Here is a 17117-nt window from a genome sequence, read left to right on the forward strand (position 1 = left end):
GCTGACACCCGCTTCCAAGTTGTTTATAAGAGTTCAATGCATTAAATTCACTTTTTTAATGCGCCAATCAGACGATGCAGATCGACGAGCAGGTTGCCGGTGGATTCCAGATCTGATGGCAAGGCGCAGATCATCTGCTTGGGTACCTCCAGCGCTGGGTTTTTGAGCTGCTTGCCTTTTGCGGTCAGCCAGATGTAGACCTGGCGCTCGTCCAGTGGGCTGCGGCGGCGGGAAAGGAGACCATCGGCCTCCATTTTTTTAAGAAGGGGGGTTAATGTGCCGGTGTCCAGGGAAAGGCGCTCGCCCAGTTCTTTGATGGTGATTTGGTCTTTCTCCCAGAGGACGAGCATGACAATGTAGCCCGTATAGGTCAGACCAAGGGGATCCAGCAGGGGTTTGTATAGGCGGATGATTTCCTTGGAAGCGACGTAGAGCGCGAAACAGAGCTGATTGTCGAGTTTTAACAGATCATCAGTGGTTGTCATAGTAGTATGACCTCCCGTCGATTTATCAATTATACAATTGAATTGTATGAAATATTTTTTAAAAAGTCAACAAAAGGGTTGACGACAACAAATATATTGCGTACAATACAATTGTATCAAATACAAATGAATTGCTCCTCAAAACGACCGAAGTTAACACACAATATAATGAATGGATGGTGCTTACTATGTCAGTACATGAATTTGTTGTCAAAGATGCAGAGAATAAGGATGTTTTACTTAAAGACTATGAAGGCAAGGTGCTTCTGATCGTCAATACTGCCACGGCTTGCGGACTTACACCGCAGTATGACGGACTTCAGTCCCTTTATGAGAAATATGCGGACAGTGGCTTTGAAATTCTGGACTTCCCGTCCAATCAGTTCCTAAATCAAGCGCCGGGAACGAATGAAGAGATCGTCAGCTTCTGCCAGCTCAATTTTGGCACAACTTTTAAAACTTTTGGCAAAATCGATGTCAATGGCGAGAATGCGGATCCGCTTTATAAGTACTTGAAGGCTCAGAAACCATCGGATGCAGAGAATAAAGAGAGCGAAGGCTTCCTGGGTAAACTGAAATCCATCAACCAGATGGTTTTAGGCAACAGCATCAAGTGGAACTTCACGAAATTCCTGGTGAATCAGGACGGACACGTGGTCAAGCGTTATTCCCCTACTGTGAAGCCGGAAGAGATTGAAGGGGACATTGAGGCGCTGCTGCAATACAGTGAAGAAGCAGCGGTGTAAGTGGTCGCAGTTAGAAAGCGGAAGGAAACTGGGGGTTGATAGGCTTAAGCCGCTGACACCGAGTTTCTTTTGGAAAGAAACTGGGTGTCAGACACCCAGTTTCATTTGATATGAAAGAAGTGAGGTCATCGGGAGCGATGATCTCACTTCTTTTCGTCTTACAAATCGATTTCGTCCAGCTTGTAGAGCTGGTGGGTTTCAATCAAATCCATCAATTTGATGGGATACTTCGAGTCGGTGGCATAACCGGCACGCTTCAACGCCCAGGCCCCGAGGCTGCTGTCGAACATCACGGTGCGGAAGGTTTCGTAGCGGGCACCGGTCAGCAAGAATTTCTTGTGGTCCGCCCAGCTTTCGTTGGCGCTGTAGTAAGCTCTGAATTTCGCATCCACTCTAAAGGCAACGCCGTTGTATTCCTCCCAGGTGTTGGAGGTGACGGAGCCGGCAGGGCCGCTGCCCTTGATGCCAAAGAGGTTGGAGGAAAGGCGGCCGGTGTATTTGTCGACGGGGACGCTCTGGCCCCATCCGGTCTCGAGGATCGCCTGAGCGGCTTGCAGGGCGGCGGACATGCCGGACTGGCGGAAATCGTACACCGCCAGATTGGAGGCCATACTGAGGAATTTGCTTTTTTCAATAATGGGCTGCGGTCCATAGATCTTGCCCGTGTAGACCATGACAGCAACTTCCTCGGTTTCAACAATTTGGCCGTTAGTTGTCGTGGCCACGGCTTTGAGCTTGTACTGGCCATCATCGCCAGGGACCGGGGTATAGGTGAATTCAGTCGCGCTGCCTTGGAGGGACGCGACAATTTTTTGTTTGCCCGTCGATGTCCGGGTTAGGATGTAGCGAATCCCGGAGAGTTCAAAATTGCTCAGGGCGCTGAGCTTGGCAGGGACAGCGGTGGTGATGACCTGATCCGGTCCTGCGCCTCGAAGGAGCAGCCGGTTGGAGCCGCTGAGCACAACTGCCACGGGATCGCTGGTATACCACTCACCAGTCATGTCCTTGACACGGACCAGAAGCTCCTTGCTGCCTGAGTAAGCCGGTCCAGGGAACCAGACGTGAGCGCCGTAAGGGATTTGAGCCAGGTACTCTTCTTTCTGAGTGACGGGATCACGAAGGATATATTCGGTCGCCTGAGCATCAAAATTTCGAACGGCTATGAGGGAGACCGGTTTGCTGATGGTCTGCCCGGCCTTGACGCCGCCCAGGGCGAGGCGCCGTGGCACATTCACCGCGAGGGTCACGGTTTGTCCCGGATAGGCTTGATGTTTCTGATCATAGGCGGTGACCTTCAGAGCCACGTCGCCGTTATATTCTACAGTTGGGGTCCACGCGTAAGTGCCCAGCGGATCTTGGACGTCTGTGGCGAGGGTTTTCCCTGTAGCGAGATGAACGATCTCATACTTCACGTAAGCTGCGCCAAAGTTGAGGCGTGCGCTCAGGTTGACCGTGCCCGTCGCGGGTTGGCCGGCCTCAACGCCGGTGACCATCAAGGCCACAGCAGGACTGATACTTATGGTTACGGGAACTGCATCGCCGCCGAGGAACTGGCCACTTTCAGAATAAAGGGCTGCGGTGAGGACTTTTGCGCCCTGGTCTCTCATTTTAGGATTCCAGGTGTAGGAACCGGACAAATCGCTGCCTTGGGCAATCACCAAACCCTTACCGGTTGAAGGATCCACCAGGAGGTATTTGATCTTGGCGGCATTCTCTGGGGGCGCGGCCGTAAAGGCCGACTGAAGGGTGGTGGTGCCGGGGATGAGGGCGTTAGGCTTGATCGAGGTGAGTTTGATGTCGAAGAAAGGCTCGATCACTGCGCTCGTCGAAGAATCCACACGTACGGTTCGGGTCTCGCCCTCCCAGGAAATGCCCACGCCCAAAGCGTTGCTGATCAGGCGCAGGGGCACAAAGGTCCGGTCCTGATGGATGAAGGGCTGTACGTCGCTGAACTGGTACTGCTTAAGGCCGTCGATGGTGTAGTCCACGAGGCTGCGGTCGATTCTGAGGAGGATGGTTCTGGTGCCTTTTTCGATCAAAACAGAGCGGTCGGCCGCGTTCCAGGTGACCTCGGCGCCCAGGGTTTCGGAAACAACGCGAAGGGGAACGACAGTGCGGTCGTTTTTGATCATAGGCGCCGGGTCTGCGGTGATGGTCTGGCCATCAATGATGAGGTTGACCAGTGGGGTGGTGGCTGGGGCGGCGAAGGAAGGTGTCAGAATGCCGAAGGTCGCGGTTAAAAATGCGGTGAGCAGGACGGCTTTGATTTTTTTGTTTTTTGCCGCGGAGAGGATCAGTTTTGGTGATGAATCAAGTTTAAAGATCATGGTGTGAATTCCCCCAATATTGGTTGATGGGTGATGCGGCGATTAATGAGACCATCGGCAGAAAATGCTTTAATTTTAGACGTGTGAATAGGGTGAAAAGTTTCATCATACTTAAGGATAGCATATTTGGGAGAGAGTTGGGAGATTGAAGGGCAAGTGGGGACTATGAGTCGGATCAGGCATCAAGAAATTGATCGAAGGACTGGGGAATTGAAATGGCTTGCAAATAAGTTTTTAAAAAATGGGTATAAATGTAGCGGAAGTGATGAATGTGAGGACCATATGGACGCGTTTCCCCACAGGAGCCAAAAGCGTAACCGACCAAGAAATTAGGTCGGTTTTTTTATTGGGGAAAATACTGCTAAAAAAGGGGGTGGCCATGTAAGTGTGCTTGATGTTGAGGTTTATTCTAGATTATGTAAGGTTAAGAGATGTTGGCAATGCAACCTGTATACAATTTGGAGGTCTTGAAAATGTGTTTGAAAAAAGTTGGGCTATTGTTGCTGATGGCCATCCTCGTTTGGGGGATGATGCCTGCAGGCTATGCTGTGAACGATCGGGACGGTAATGTTGAGGAGGGTGTCGAAGAAGCACCCAAAATGGACAATAAGCCAGATCCACTCACCACTGAGCAATTGGAGTTGAAGGGTAAGGCTTTTGAAGCAAAATTAAGTGGCAAGGATGCTGGCAATACAGTCGAAGTCGCCAAAGGGCAATTTGTTGAACTGGCCCGCGAAGGAGAAGGGGCTATTTGGACTGTGCTTGGGGAGTTTGCGGATTTAGCGCATAACTCAATGCCTGAACCGGACAGAGCGGTTGACAACACAACGATTTGGGTTCCTGACTTTAGCCGGGACTATTACATGGACCTATTATTCGATGATGCCAAAGGCGCGAATTCCATGCGCAACTATTACATTGAGCAGTCTTCCAACCGTTACACGGTGCATGGGGATGTGACGGATTGGGTGGAAGTGCCTGGTAATCTTGTGGATTATGATGATAATCCTGATTCCAATGTTTGGTACTTCCTTGAAGACAGCGTCAACAGCTGGTATGCATCTCAGATTGCAGCAGGGAAGACACCTGCTGAGATCAATGCCTATTTAAGTCAGTTTGATGTTTGGGACCGCTATGACTACAATGGGAATGGCAATTTTGATGAACCTGATGGTTATATTGATACCTTCCAGTCTGTCCATGCTGGTTATGGCGAAGAAGGCGGCGGGGCACCTACAACTATTTGGAGCCATAGCTGGTACGCTCGATATAACTTAATAGGTTTTGATGGACCTGCATTTAACTTATATGGTGGGATCCAAATTGGAGACAGCGACTATTGGGTTGGTAAGTACACCGTTCAACCTGAAAACGGCGGAGTAGGTGTCTTTGCCCATGAATTTGGCCACGACCTCGGACTGCCTGATCTTTATGACTATTATGGAGAGAATGGAACAGGTTTCTGGACGTTGATGTCTTCAGGCTCTTGGATGAATGACGGTTTAGATGACATTGGTTCCAAACCAAGTCATATGGGTGCCTGGGAGAAATTCCAACTTGGTTGGCTGAATTACGAGGTCGCCAGAGCAGGTGTGAAATCTGTTCACAGACTGGGTCCAATGGAATTTAACACAAAACAGGCACAGGGGTTGTTTGTGATTTTGCCGCAGAAAGCGGTTACGAGCTTTATCGCAGATCCATTTGCAGGTAGTTACTTCTACTTTAGTGGATCAGCCAATAATCTGAATAACAAGATGGTAAAATCATTCACCTTACCAGTAAGTGCAACATTAAATGCAAAAGTAAATTATGGAATCGAAGAAGATTATGACTTTGCATACTTAATCATATCTACTGATGGTGGAGTAAATTGGTCAAATGTACCGACTAATCTTTCCAATCAACCTGATTTCGGTTTTGATGGTGATTCAGGCGGTTGGGTTGATTTAACAGCAGATTTAAGTGCTTATACAGGTCAGGTCATGATTGGATTCAAATATCTTTCTGATGGCGGTGTTAACTATGATGGTTTGATGGTAGACGACATAACTGTCTCAGGTGATGCTGCAACCTATGGTGCTGAATTAGACGAAGGTTGGACAATGACTGGTTTCAGAATCACCACAGGAACAGAAGACAAATTTTTCAACCAATATTACGTCGCCGAATACAGATCCTACCTGGGCTATGACAGTGTTCTCAAAACAGGCCCATATTACTTTGGGTATCCAACTATGCCTGATTTCGTCGACCACTTCCCATATCAAGACGGACTTTTGATTCACTATTGGGATACAGCACAAGCAGACAATAATACAGGATTACACCCAGGACAAGGTTTGCTGCTGCCAATTGATGCACATTATCAAGCACTTAAACGTGTAGATAATGGCATATGGCGCAACCGCATCCAGTCTTACGATTCAACCTTCTCCATTTCACCTACAGATGGTATTCCTAACATTCATCACAATGGCGTTCTTTCCCCTGTCCCTAGCCTCCCTGGTGTCAAGGTTTTCGACGACAGGATTACCTATTACGATCCAGCTAATCCATTAGGCAGTGTCATGAATCCAAACACCGGAACCATGATCACCGTCCTTCAAGAACCATACCTGAAAGTCAAAAATCCACAGGCACCATTCATGCAAATTCAGGTTAGTCCTGCAAAATAGTACAAAGTGCGATCTGTGAATGACATGTTGATCCTCAAATATTGACAAAATAATTTCGTGTAAATTCTGAAGTCAGATTGATCAATCCACAAGAGGGAAAGCAGCGCTGCGGAAGTTGGCCCCCTAACTTTCGGCATGACGCTGCTTTCCCTCGTTTTTGATTTCCGTTCATTTATTTTAGCAATGACGCAATATTTGGGTATAATAGAAAAGCTGACAAATCGAATCTATAATTGTTTGTCACAGCTAGAAAGCAGGTTTTGAAATTATTGATGATGGGCTGATGGGGTGGTTGGGTGACCATCGGCAAAACTTTCGCTTTTGAATTAGAGGAGGATCTTCATGCAAAAAATAGTGCCGCATTTATGGTATGATACGGAAGCTGCTGAAGCTGCTGAGTTCTACATGTCACTATTCGAGAAATCCAGGCTCATCAGCAAAAACGTCCTCAAAGACACGCCTTCAGGTAACGCGGAAATTTTGATGATTCAGCTTGCCGGTCAGGAGTTTATGCTCATGTCAGCAGGTCCGTACTTCAAGTTTACGCCTGCGGTGTCCTTTCTGGTCTCCTGCAGCACACCTGAAGAGGTGGACGCTTTCTGGGGCAAACTGATTGAAGGCGGTGCTGCGCTCATGCCGCTGGACACTTATGACTTCAGCGCCAGATATGGCTGGCTGATGGACAAATACGGCTTGTCCTGGCAGTTTATGTGCACGGGGGATGCGCCTATCACACAAAAGATCAAACCGACCCTCATGTTTGTCGGTGATCAGTGCGGCAACGCTGAACCGGCGGCTGAGTTTTATGCCAGTCTCTTCAACAACTCTGAAATTGGCGGCATCATGCGCTATGAAGAGGGCTGGGCACCAAACAAACCGGGAACGATTCAGCACATGCAATTTACCCTGGACGGTTATCAGATAGCCGCCATGGACAGTGCTTATGAGCACGATTTCACTTTTAATGAGGCGGTTTCCCTGGTGGTCCACTGCGATACCCAGGAGGAAATTGACCATTTCTGGGATGCCCTCAGTGCCGTTCCGGAAGCGGAGCAGTGCGGCTGGCTGAAGGACAAGTTTGGTCTTTCCTGGCAGATCGTGCCTTCCATTATGAATGACTTAATGGTGACCGAGGATACAGATCAGCTGGCTCGTGTCACCCAAGCCTTCCTCAAAATGAAGAAATTTGATCTTGAAACGCTGAAAGAGGCTGCGAAAGGCTAAGTTTTCCATAAATTTTGAACAAGGAGCGTCAAAGTATGGCAAAAATCGTATCGAAAAGTAAGCCATCATGGAAGGCTAAACCTGAGGCTGGCACCAAGCCAGCTGCTCAAGGGAAAAGCACCGGAGGTTTGAAGACAACCGGAGGAGTAAAATCGTCAGGTGAATCGAAGTCCTTTGGGGGATCAAAGCCAGCGGGTGGCCCAAAGACCATGAGCGGATCAAAAACCTTTAGTGGATCGAAGCCATCAGGAGGGGAAAAATCAACCGGATTTGAAAAATTCTCTGATGGCGCCAAGTTTAACAATCCTGTCAAAGCTATGACAGACCAGCTGATTCTCGAATTGCTTCTGGAGGATGTTTTTGAAGAGCCAACGGATTACGGCGCAGTGAAGATTCAATCTTTTAAGAAAGCCGGCATTCAAAGTGAGCAGCCGGGTGTCCTCGTCACTATGGAGGATGGATCGGCGTACGAAATTGTGATTAAGAAGGTTAAGTAAGAAAGCGAATGGAGCGGATCTCAGTGGTTTTAAACTGTTGATCCGCTTCTTTTTTTGCGGTGCAATAGGTAAGCGGCCGCGATAGGCCAATGGCTGCGAACACCAACTCCCCCCCAAAAAAAAAATAGAAATGTGGAAGTTGGTGTCTGACACCCGCTTCTTGTTACTAAAAATATTTTCATAAAAACGTTGATTTTAACTCGGATTCGAAAAAAAATTTCATTATTTCAAAATTATTTATTGAATATTCAGAATTCATGTGTTATAGTCAATTTAACAAATACATAAATAATTTTACCTGAACAAATAATATCAACAAAAATTTAACGAAAAATTAGGAGGGAATAAACATGAGTAAAAAAGATGTCATCCACGCTAACGATAGGATCCCTTTTGTCCTTAATGAAGATCTCGATTACGACTTTATGCGCGGAGGAGACATGTTCCCTTCGAATTACAAAGAGGTTTCTGCTGAGGCCTTTGGAAATGCCTATGATCAGGCACTCACCAACATCAGCAGGTCTATTGCAAAACAAAGCGAAAAACAAATGGAAAATGGATTTAAAGTAGATCAGGTCACGCTGAATCTCGAGTTCAAACTGGATTCCTCCAGCGGCAGGATTGGGCTGGACGGATCAGCAAAAATTGAAGTTGTGCTAAAACCGGCAGATCAAGTTCAAGTGTTTGAGGTAACAAAAAAATTTGGTGCGGCAGTTTAAAAGAGAAGGGCAGCCGGCGCGGTAACGCGCCAGCTGCCCTATATTATTTTTTGCGATTATCTACTGTCCACCAAGCCTCTCAATCGCCTCAATCCGTTGACTGATGGGCGGGTGTGTGTAGGTGAGTTTGACGGCCAGGGGGTGAGGGGTCAGGTTGGAGAAATTCTCACGAGCTAGAATTTTGAGGGCGCGAGTCATGGCTGGGCCGCTGGTGGTGGAGGCGGCGAAACCATCGGCCGCATACTCTGCCCTGCGGGAGATTGCGGTAAGGGGAATGCCAAGCAGGAATCCGAGGGGATCCGTGAGCATCCCAAAGTGGAGAAGGGCAAAACCAAGGTGCGGATTGGAAAACCCGAAGGACGACGCCCAACTGCCTGAAGCGGTCAGGAAAAACAGGAGCAGCGCGAGGGTCGCCCCAATCTGGACCACGGACAGCAGGAAATTCTTTAGGACGTCCTTATGCTTGGCATGGCCAATTTCATGGGCCAAGACGGCCACAACCTCTTCGAGACCACACTTTTCAATGAGTGTATCATAGAGCACAATGTGCTTGAAACGGCCAAAGCCGGAGAAAAAGGCATTGAGCCGGGTAGAACGCTTAGAGGCGTCCATCACGCTGATTTCCTTAATGGCGTAACCGGTGTTGTCCGCCAGCCCGACGATTTGATCGTACAGGGGTCCCGACCTCAGAGGCGTCAGGGTATTGAACAGTCGAATGAAGACTTTTGTATACAAAAGATTTACGACCAGAGTCACCAGAACAATCAGCAGCCATGCGATCAGCCAGACCTGGACCCATGCCGCCCCGCTGCCTGGCCCAGAAGACGCCTTAAACAGATTTAAATACAGCCACAGCAGGCAGTAAAGCAGGCCTCCGCCCAGCAGCAGGCCCAGGATGACCGACTTGATCTGATCCAGAACAAACACGCGCGATGTCGTGGCGTTAAAGCCATAGCGCGACTCTATGCCAAAGGTTCTGTAGAGTTTGAAGCCCAGGTTCAGGGTGTACTGGAGCAAATAAACCAGTCCCAGAAAAACAAGCACCCTCAGAATCTCGTGACCGGTCAGGCCGTCAGCGCGCTGGGCCAGGTACGGAAAACCCTTGAATAGGAGCACTGCGACCAGCGCCCCGGTGTTGACAACCCGTGAGATCATGGCAAGTCTGTGGGTTTCCATGGTGTAGTCGAGCCAGCGCTGATATTGAGCCGAGTCGTAGACATCCCGGACATTTTCTGGGATAGGCTGGCTGCGGCGGCGGTAGTTTAACAGGCTGATGGTTGTTTCCAGCACCAGCGTGAAAATGACGATTAGGATTGTAAAGATTAGCATGCTATGGCCCTCCTTTGAGTGCAGCTGTGTCACAGACTATTGTACCCAACTTTGCGCCACACTATTTACAAAAACTTTTTAGTCGTGATTATGCAATCCCATTCTATTTACGGGTAATAGACATAACATAGACAGAATATGCCGCTGTACACAGGAAATTTTGAAATTGGAGGCGTCCGCATGTTAAAAAAACTGCAGCTTATGATCCGAAAACGCGTCTGGTTTTATCCGGCACTCATTTCTGGGCTATCTTTTATTCTCGCTTTTGGAGTGGGGTGGTTCGACCTCAGTCAGGTCTTATCCTCCGGAGACGGCTTTCCGACTTTGTTCCTGACCAGTGTTGATCTCGCTAAAACTATTCTCAGCGTCATTGCCGGGTCCCTTATGACCATGACGACCTTCACCTTTTCCACAACCATGGTAGTTCTGACCACCTACGCTTCTCAATTTTCCCCGCGCACGGTGGAAAATTTCCTGTCGGATGACGATACCATGAAGGTCCTGGGTGTCTTCATGGGTGGATTTGTCTACGCCATTATAACTTTGATGTTCATGCGTAATAGTCTGGGGGATCATTTGGTGGTTTCTGCGACCATCGGCATAGCTTTTGCTTTGGTATGTCTGGTGCAGTTTATGGTGTATATCCAGCACGTGGGCTCCTACATCCAGACGCACAACCTGATTCAAAGGATTTTTGACGAGGCAGAGGAAAACATTGAGGCGTATCATGGGCTGCAGAAGCGATGCGAGCGGCTGGAGAGGCTTGAGACGGGAGACCAGGCTTTTGTGGTGCGGCTGAAGAGCAGGCGCTATGGCTATATCCAGCGGATTGAGCATGAAAAGCTCGCGGCGCTGGCCAGGTCTCTGGGGTGCCGCGTGGTCGTTGAGAAGATTAACGGGCAGTTCGTGACGGATGAAACGCCGCTCGTGGTGCTTTACTTTGATCGTGAGATGACGGCTGAAGCCGGTGAGATGGAGAAAGCCCTCGACTATATAGCGATTGGCAGCGAAAAGCTGGAATATCAAAACTTCAATTTTTCTATTCAGAAGATCGTCGAGATTGCCCTTAGGGCTATTTCACCGGGCATCAACGACCCCAATACGGCCAGGCACTGCCTCAAAATGTTGGGGGTGTTAGTGTCGCGGCTTGCGAGCCTTGAAGGCGGGTATTTTGTCTACTCTGTGGGGGCGTCGTCGACTGAAAAGACTCAAGAACCTGAGGAGCGCAATGAGTCAGGCGGGCGTTCAGGCAGTGAAGAAGCCGGCGTCCCTAAAGGCGATGCAGTATTCGAGGCGGTTGACTTCAAGCAAGAGCTTTATGCCGGGTTCTATCAGATCGTTCACTACGGGCGTTCGGATGTGTCTGTGATGCTGTCACTGTTGAAGGCGCTGCGGTTTGTCATGGAAAAGGCATCCATGGAGAACCGGAGGGCAGTGCTGTCGTTTCTCGAGGTCCTTTGGAGCAAGCTGGACCCGGCTCTGCTGGAGGGGTATGATCGAGACCTGCTGGAGAAGGAGCGGGCGGACATTCAAGCGCTCATTGCCCTTGGGAAGCAGGCTGGCTCAGTAAGGCTATAAAAAAAATTAAATCCGGTTGGCGGGGTCGTTTGAGTAAACAACGAACAAAAGCATGGATAATGTTTCTTTTTTCAACTGGATTAAACAATAAGTGACAATCAGAGGCAGTTTCAGACATGGCTTGACAAAATAATAACCTTTAATCTGCTTCTTAAAATTATGAGTAAGCCAATTGCTTTTGGGCATAATAAAAGCATGACATTTCAACATGAGGAGGCGGGCGGTATGGGTCAACCGGAAAAAAAGGACAACACGGATATGATTCCTTTTGTTTTCAGTGAGGATCAAGATTATGATTTTATGGGCAGTGATAACATGGAGACGCCCAATTATCTGGAAGTCAGCACAGATACTTTTGAGAAGGCTTATGATAACGTAATGAACAATCTCAGCAAAATAATCTCCGCCCAGAGTGAAAAGCAGAAGGAAGCGGGATTTAAGCTGGATCAGGTCAAGCTCAATCTCGAGTTTGGCGTGGACGTCGCTTCCGGGAAAATTGGCATAGCGGATAGTGCAAAGATTGAGGTTGTGCTGAAGCCAATTGAGAAATAATTGAGTAAGAATGTGAACGAAAGCTGGAAAGTCCCGCGTCCGTGAGTCGGACTCGGGGCTTTCTTTTAGATTCCAAACACTTTACTTCTTTTTGTAAGCGTGATACCGTCATTATAAGAAAGAATGACAGCTTACATCAGAGAACAGGAGGGGACTGGGATGCAGGAGAATTTAACCTCGGAGGCGGACAGACTGTCGGCAGAAATTATGAAGCTGACGCGAGATTCGCTGATGGTAGGGCTCAGATTCATGGATGTGGCCCTTTGTCAGCTGGTCCCGATTCCCTTTGACCTGAAGGGGTTCACCTCGGATGGCACCCACTTCTTTTACAATACGCGGTATGTGCTGGAAACCTACATGAAGGACCGGGAAACTCTATCCAGAGACTATTTGCACGTCGTCTTTCACTGGGTGTTCAATCATCCTTTCGTGGGAAAAGGCATTGACCGGGAACGCTGGAATTTGGCGTGTGATATCACCGTTGAAAACCTGATGCTGGAGCTGGGTGTGCACAAGACGCCGGATCCCCGACAGGCTGAAAAGCTCAGACACATTGAGGCGCTTAAAAACAGTCTGGCAGTCTTAACGGCTGAGACCCTCTACAGACACCTGGCGGATTCCGATACAGGGGAACAAGAATTAGCCGAACTCAAGAAGCTCTTCTACCGTGATGAGCATCAAACCTGGTACGTCGAAAATCCGGATGAGGGCGATCAAAAACCTGAAGATCAAAAAAATGAAGACCGGGATGAAAATCAGGACGACCAGGGTCGCCGGCGAGAGCGGGACCAGGACAGCAGTGAGGAAGACACCAGGCCGGATGCCAGGGAAAATGACCACACGCAAAACACCAACAACACTGAAACTCGAAGAACGCAAATGCCCAGAACTTCAGAGGCGGACCGCGAAGAGGCCTTTGACACCTGGCAAAAAATAAGTGACCGCGTTAAAATGGACATAGAAAATTTTTCGAAGGCCTGGGGTGAGCAGCCCAATAGTCTGACCCACAACCTGAACGCCCTCCGGCGTGAAACCTATGACTACAGCGCTTTTCTGAAGCGCTTTGCGGTCCTCGGTGAGGAAATGCAGGTCAACGACGATGAATATGATTACATTTTCTATACCTATGGATTAAAGCTCTATGAAAAGATTCCTTTGATCGAGCCTCTGGAATATAAGGAAACCAAGCGGGTTCGGGAGTTCGTCGTTGCCATTGACACCTCCGGCTCCTGCTCGGGGACCGTGGTTCAGGCGTTCCTCAACAAAACCTACAACCTATTGAAGCAGAGCGAAAACTTTTTCTCGAAGATCAATCTCCATATCCTGCAGTGCGACGACATGCTCCAAAAGGATACCAAGATCACGTCTCAGGCAGAGTTTGACACGTTTCTGAGTACCCTCGAGCTGCTGGGCGAAGGCGGCACGGATTTTCGACCAGTTTTTCGCTATGTGGATGAGCTGATTGAAGCCGGAGAGTTCGAGAACCTTAAAGGATTAATTTATTTTACCGATGGTTTTGGCACCTACCCCAAACACCCAACCTCATATGACACCGCTTTCGTCTTTTTAGGGGATGAAATCACCAGCCAGATTGAGGTTCCGCCCTGGGCCATCAAACTGGTCCTGCCGCCGGAATCACTGGTAAACTAAGACCGCAAAGTGACAGAACAAGGAGTGACGCCCATGAATATCAAAGACGCCAAGACCCAGGTCAAGAACGCGGTCTTCGCCTATCTTTCCAAGGATGAATTCAACGACTACAAAATTCCGGTTGAGAAGCAGCGCCCCATTTTCCTATATGGTGTGCCGGGAATTGGAAAAACCGCTATCATGGAGCAGATCGCCGAGGAAATGAGCATTGGTCTCGTGGCCTATTCCATGACGCATCATACCCGCCAAAGCGCCCTGGGGCTCCCGTTTATTGCCCGAAAGACCTATGGTGGCAAGGAATATGACGTTTCAGAATATACCATGAGCGAAATCATTGCCAGCATCTATGACACCATGGAGGCTTCCGGGGTTCACGAGGGGATCCTGTTCCTGGACGAGTTGAACTGCGTCTCTGAGACGTTGGCTCCGGCTATGCTTCAGTTCCTCCAGTTTAAAATTTTCGGACGCCATAAGGTGCCGGATGGCTGGATTATTGTCACCGCAGGCAACCCGCCGGAATATAACAAATCCGTCCGTGAGTTTGACATTGTCACTATGGACCGCATCAAAAAAATTGACGTGGAACCCAACCTCAAGGTCTGGAAGGAATACGCCTATCAGCAGCAGGTCCACGGCGCGATCCTTTCCTATCTTGAACTGAAGAACCACCATTTCTATTCAGTGGAAACCACCATAGATGGCAAAGCCTTCGTTACCGCCAGGGGCTGGGAAGATCTGTCCAAAATGATTCAGCTCTATGAGGGTGCCGGCATTCTGGTGGATGAGCACTTGATCATCCAGTACCTCCAAAACAACAAAATCGCCAAGGACTTCTCGGTGTATTATGATCTCTACAATAAATATAAATCCGACTATCAGATTCGTGAAATCTTAGAGGGAAATGCCTCTGAGACACTTCTGGAGCGGGCGGCTGCGGCGCGGTTTGACGAGCGTCTGTCCCTTTTGGGGCTGCTTCTTGACGCTGTGACTGCTGAAATGCGGGATACAGTCGAAATGGACAGGGTGATCTCAGAGCTAGTAAAGCTTCTCAAAGACGTGAAGGCAAGGCTTATGGGAGGCAGTGCTTCATCCTTTATGTCAGAAAGAGGACCGGTCCAGTCTGCAGCGCCATCGGCAATTGATCTCCTGGAGGAAGCCATTCAAGGCCAGCAGCAGGCTATGTATAAGGAAAAGATGACCGGCGCAGTGTCTCAGGAGCGAAAGGCGATCCATCTCAGGATCATTCAGGCAATGGAGGCATATAAATCAAAATTGGTGCTGGCAGCTGCCGGCAGTTCCGCTGAAGCGTTTGAGATCCTGAAGTCCTTATTTGAACAGGATGTGGCTAAACTCAAATCCAGTATCACGGAAGTTCAAAAAAACCTCGACCACATGTTTGCGTTTGTAGACGAGGCTTATGGTTCCGGCAATGAAATTTTGATACTGGTGACAGAGCTCACCGCCAATTGTCATAGCGCTGGTTTTATTGGACAATTCGGCTGCGACGCTTATTTCAAGCACAACAAGGCGCTTCTGTTCTATGAGCGCCAGCAGGAGATTGTTCAAAAAATTGAAGCCCTTGGATCAGCTATGCACTCGCTTGAGAAATGATCATAATGTGTTGCTGACTGAATAACCGCGCTTCAAAGGAGGTAACCTATGGATACGGCGGGATTTCATGTAGATCAGGAGCAGGGCCTGCTGATCCGCTATAAGGGACACGATCCGCATGTCGTAGTGCCTGAGGGCATCCGTGTGATTGGAGAGTATGCCTTCGCCAACAATAAAGATCTTTACAGCGTCGAGCTCCCCAAGAGTGTGACTGAGCTTGGCAGCTGGGTCTTTGACCGCTGTGAGCGGCTCGGAAGCGTATATTTGCCGGAAGGACTCGAAGCCATAGGCAATAATGCCTTTTATGCGTGCTACAACCTCGCGTCCATTCATTTGCCGTCCAGTTTGAAGCGGCTCGGGGAGAACGCGTTTTGGGGCTGTATTCATCTTCAGAGCATTGCATTGCCTGAGGGACTGGAGGAAATCAGCCATTGCGCATTCAAAATGTGCCTTAAGCTGAAACGCGTTGAGATTCCGGAAACCGTTAAAAGCATTGGCCGATGGTCGTTTTCAGACTGTGAAAGCCTCGACGGACTGGTGCTTCCAAAAGGCATCCGCCGGATTTCGGATCACGTCCTGAGTGGCTGCAAGTCACTTACCCGGCTGGAGCTGCCAGAGGGAATTACACAAATTGGCGAATGGTCATTTTCCGGCTGTGTGTCCCTTGGTGCTCTAATACTTCCAAAAAGTCTTGAGGAAATAGGCGAATGGGCCTTCAAGGGCTGTACAGGTCTTCAGTCAATGGATATTCCTGCTGGGGTCAAACGTATTGGCGCAAATGCATTTCATTCATGTACCGCCTTAAAGCGTATTGAGGTATCGAAGGACAACGTCTTTTACACGTCTGTGGACGGCGTTTTGATGAACCGGTCTGAGAGTCTCTTGATCAGGTATCCTGTGGCGTCTGAAGCGGTTGAATATCACATACCTTTTGGTGTGAGACAAATTTCGGACCGGGCTTTTGGAGACTGCGTCACCCTTGAAAAGGTGGAGGTCCCTGAAAGCGTCGATCACATTGGCGATTTCGCTTTTGAAAACTGCAGGCATCTCAAAGTGGTGAGTTTTCGAAATCATTTGGCGCAGGTGAAAGACGACACCTTCAAAAAGTGTCCGGAGCTCAGACTGCACCTTGGTCTTCAGGCTTTTAACGGAGAGGATTTGCACAAGGTGATTCAAAGCCACGACGTGGAGCCTGAGCGCATCCTGTTTCCTTTTGTTTCAGTATGGAGCAAAGTACCGCTTTCCAGAATCCCTGAGCTCAAGGCATGTGTTGAATCTGATGAGGCAGAAATCCGCATTCGGTACGGCACGTATCAAAGGCTCTTTGAAGTAGTCGACACCATGGACGAAAAAGTGGAGCTTGCACTTAAACGCATGGTACATTCTGTGGCGCTGACTGCTGAAAACTATGAAATCTATCATCTCTATCTTCGAAATAACCTGAAAAAATGTGTCTGGCATTTCATGAAACGGCATGATGCGCAAGCAATGCTTCAACTGATTGAGCATGGCGTGATCCACACAGACAATGTCGATCAGATAATAGAGATGGCAAATACCGGAAAGCATGCGGAAATTGTGGCAATGCTGCTTCAGTACAAATATGAGCATTCAAGTTTTGCCGAGGACAAGTACACTCTATAGACTCAAGTGTGGAGAAAGTGGATTAAATTGTTTGCAATCTTATTTTATGAAATACAAGTTGGTTTGAGGGGGGCGTGCAA

At 48.7% G+C, this 17117-nt stretch carries 13 protein-coding genes; 10 read left to right on the forward strand and 3 right to left on the reverse strand.

Features of this window, described 5'->3' with window-relative positions; translation table 11 throughout:
* Positions 1-47: 47 nt before the first annotated feature.
* Positions 48-485 (reverse strand): MarR family winged helix-turn-helix transcriptional regulator, encoded by a 438-nt coding sequence (locus OEL90_RS05705; RefSeq protein ID WP_300687458.1) that lies wholly within the window; start codon positions 483-485, stop codon positions 48-50.
* A 188-nt stretch (positions 486-673) separates the two neighbouring features.
* Between OEL90_RS05705 and OEL90_RS05710 the strand changes: the two genes are divergently transcribed.
* The gene (locus OEL90_RS05710) at positions 674-1231 is read left to right on the forward strand and encodes a glutathione peroxidase (protein ID WP_300687460.1); all 558 of its coding nucleotides are present in this window, start codon (positions 674-676) and stop codon (positions 1229-1231) included.
* A gap of 158 nt (positions 1232-1389) precedes the next feature.
* Here OEL90_RS05710 and OEL90_RS05715 read toward each other — a convergent pair whose 3' ends face one another.
* On the reverse strand, positions 1390-3558 hold the full coding sequence (locus OEL90_RS05715; RefSeq protein ID WP_300687462.1) for a stalk domain-containing protein: 2169 nt from the start codon (positions 3556-3558) through the stop codon (positions 1390-1392).
* Positions 3559-4031: 473 nt separating this feature from the next.
* Here OEL90_RS05715 and OEL90_RS05720 point away from each other — a divergent pair, with 473 nt between their 5' ends.
* The 4 genes from OEL90_RS05720 (at position 4032) to OEL90_RS05735 (ending at position 8673) form a co-directional block, all read left to right on the forward strand.
* A complete protein-coding gene (locus OEL90_RS05720) occupies positions 4032-6233 on the forward strand; it encodes a M6 family metalloprotease domain-containing protein (RefSeq protein ID WP_300687464.1) in 2202 nt (733 codons plus the stop codon).
* A 342-nt stretch (positions 6234-6575) separates the two neighbouring features.
* A complete protein-coding gene (locus tag OEL90_RS05725; RefSeq protein ID WP_300687466.1) occupies positions 6576-7457 on the forward strand; it encodes a VOC family protein in 882 nt (293 codons plus the stop codon).
* 35 nt (positions 7458-7492) lie between these two features.
* Positions 7493-7954, forward strand: coding sequence for a hypothetical protein (locus OEL90_RS05730; RefSeq protein WP_291403483.1), 462 nt, complete (start codon positions 7493-7495; stop codon positions 7952-7954).
* 350 nt (positions 7955-8304) lie between these two features.
* Positions 8305-8673, forward strand: a complete 369-nt coding sequence (locus OEL90_RS05735; protein ID WP_291403485.1) for a hypothetical protein — start codon at positions 8305-8307, stop codon at positions 8671-8673.
* Between the two features lie 60 nt (positions 8674-8733).
* Here OEL90_RS05735 and OEL90_RS05740 read toward each other — a convergent pair whose 3' ends face one another.
* Positions 8734-10002 carry a M48 family metallopeptidase gene (locus OEL90_RS05740; RefSeq protein WP_300687468.1) on the reverse strand — a complete coding sequence of 423 codons (1269 nt, stop codon included), beginning with the start codon at positions 10000-10002 and terminating at the stop codon, positions 8734-8736.
* 180 nt (positions 10003-10182) lie between these two features.
* On the opposite strand from OEL90_RS05740, the gene OEL90_RS05745 reads away from it, so the two are divergent.
* The 5 genes from OEL90_RS05745 to OEL90_RS05765 all read left to right on the forward strand — a co-directional run bounded on the left by OEL90_RS05745 (position 10183) and on the right by OEL90_RS05765 (position 17037).
* Complete coding sequence (locus OEL90_RS05745; protein WP_300687470.1) at positions 10183-11580, forward strand: DUF2254 domain-containing protein; 1398 nt, start codon at positions 10183-10185, stop codon at positions 11578-11580.
* A gap of 225 nt (positions 11581-11805) precedes the next feature.
* On the forward strand, positions 11806-12132 hold the full coding sequence (locus tag OEL90_RS05750) for a hypothetical protein (protein ID WP_291403490.1): 327 nt from the start codon (positions 11806-11808) through the stop codon (positions 12130-12132).
* A gap of 159 nt (positions 12133-12291) precedes the next feature.
* Positions 12292-13782, forward strand: a complete 1491-nt coding sequence (locus OEL90_RS05755; RefSeq protein ID WP_300687473.1) for a DUF2201 family putative metallopeptidase — start codon at positions 12292-12294, stop codon at positions 13780-13782.
* 33 nt (positions 13783-13815) lie between these two features.
* The gene (locus tag OEL90_RS05760) at positions 13816-15393 is read left to right on the forward strand and encodes an ATP-binding protein (RefSeq protein WP_300687474.1); all 1578 of its coding nucleotides are present in this window, start codon (positions 13816-13818) and stop codon (positions 15391-15393) included.
* Positions 15394-15441: 48 nt separating this feature from the next.
* Entirely contained in the window at positions 15442-17037 is a 1596-nt protein-coding gene (locus OEL90_RS05765) for a leucine-rich repeat domain-containing protein (protein WP_300687476.1), read from the forward strand.
* The last annotated feature ends 80 nt before the right edge of the window (positions 17038-17117 follow it).

Origin of the sequence: Acidaminobacter sp. (assembly GCF_030247605.1) — a bacterium.
Taxonomy (GTDB): Bacteria; Bacillota; Clostridia; order Peptostreptococcales; family Acidaminobacteraceae; genus Acidaminobacter.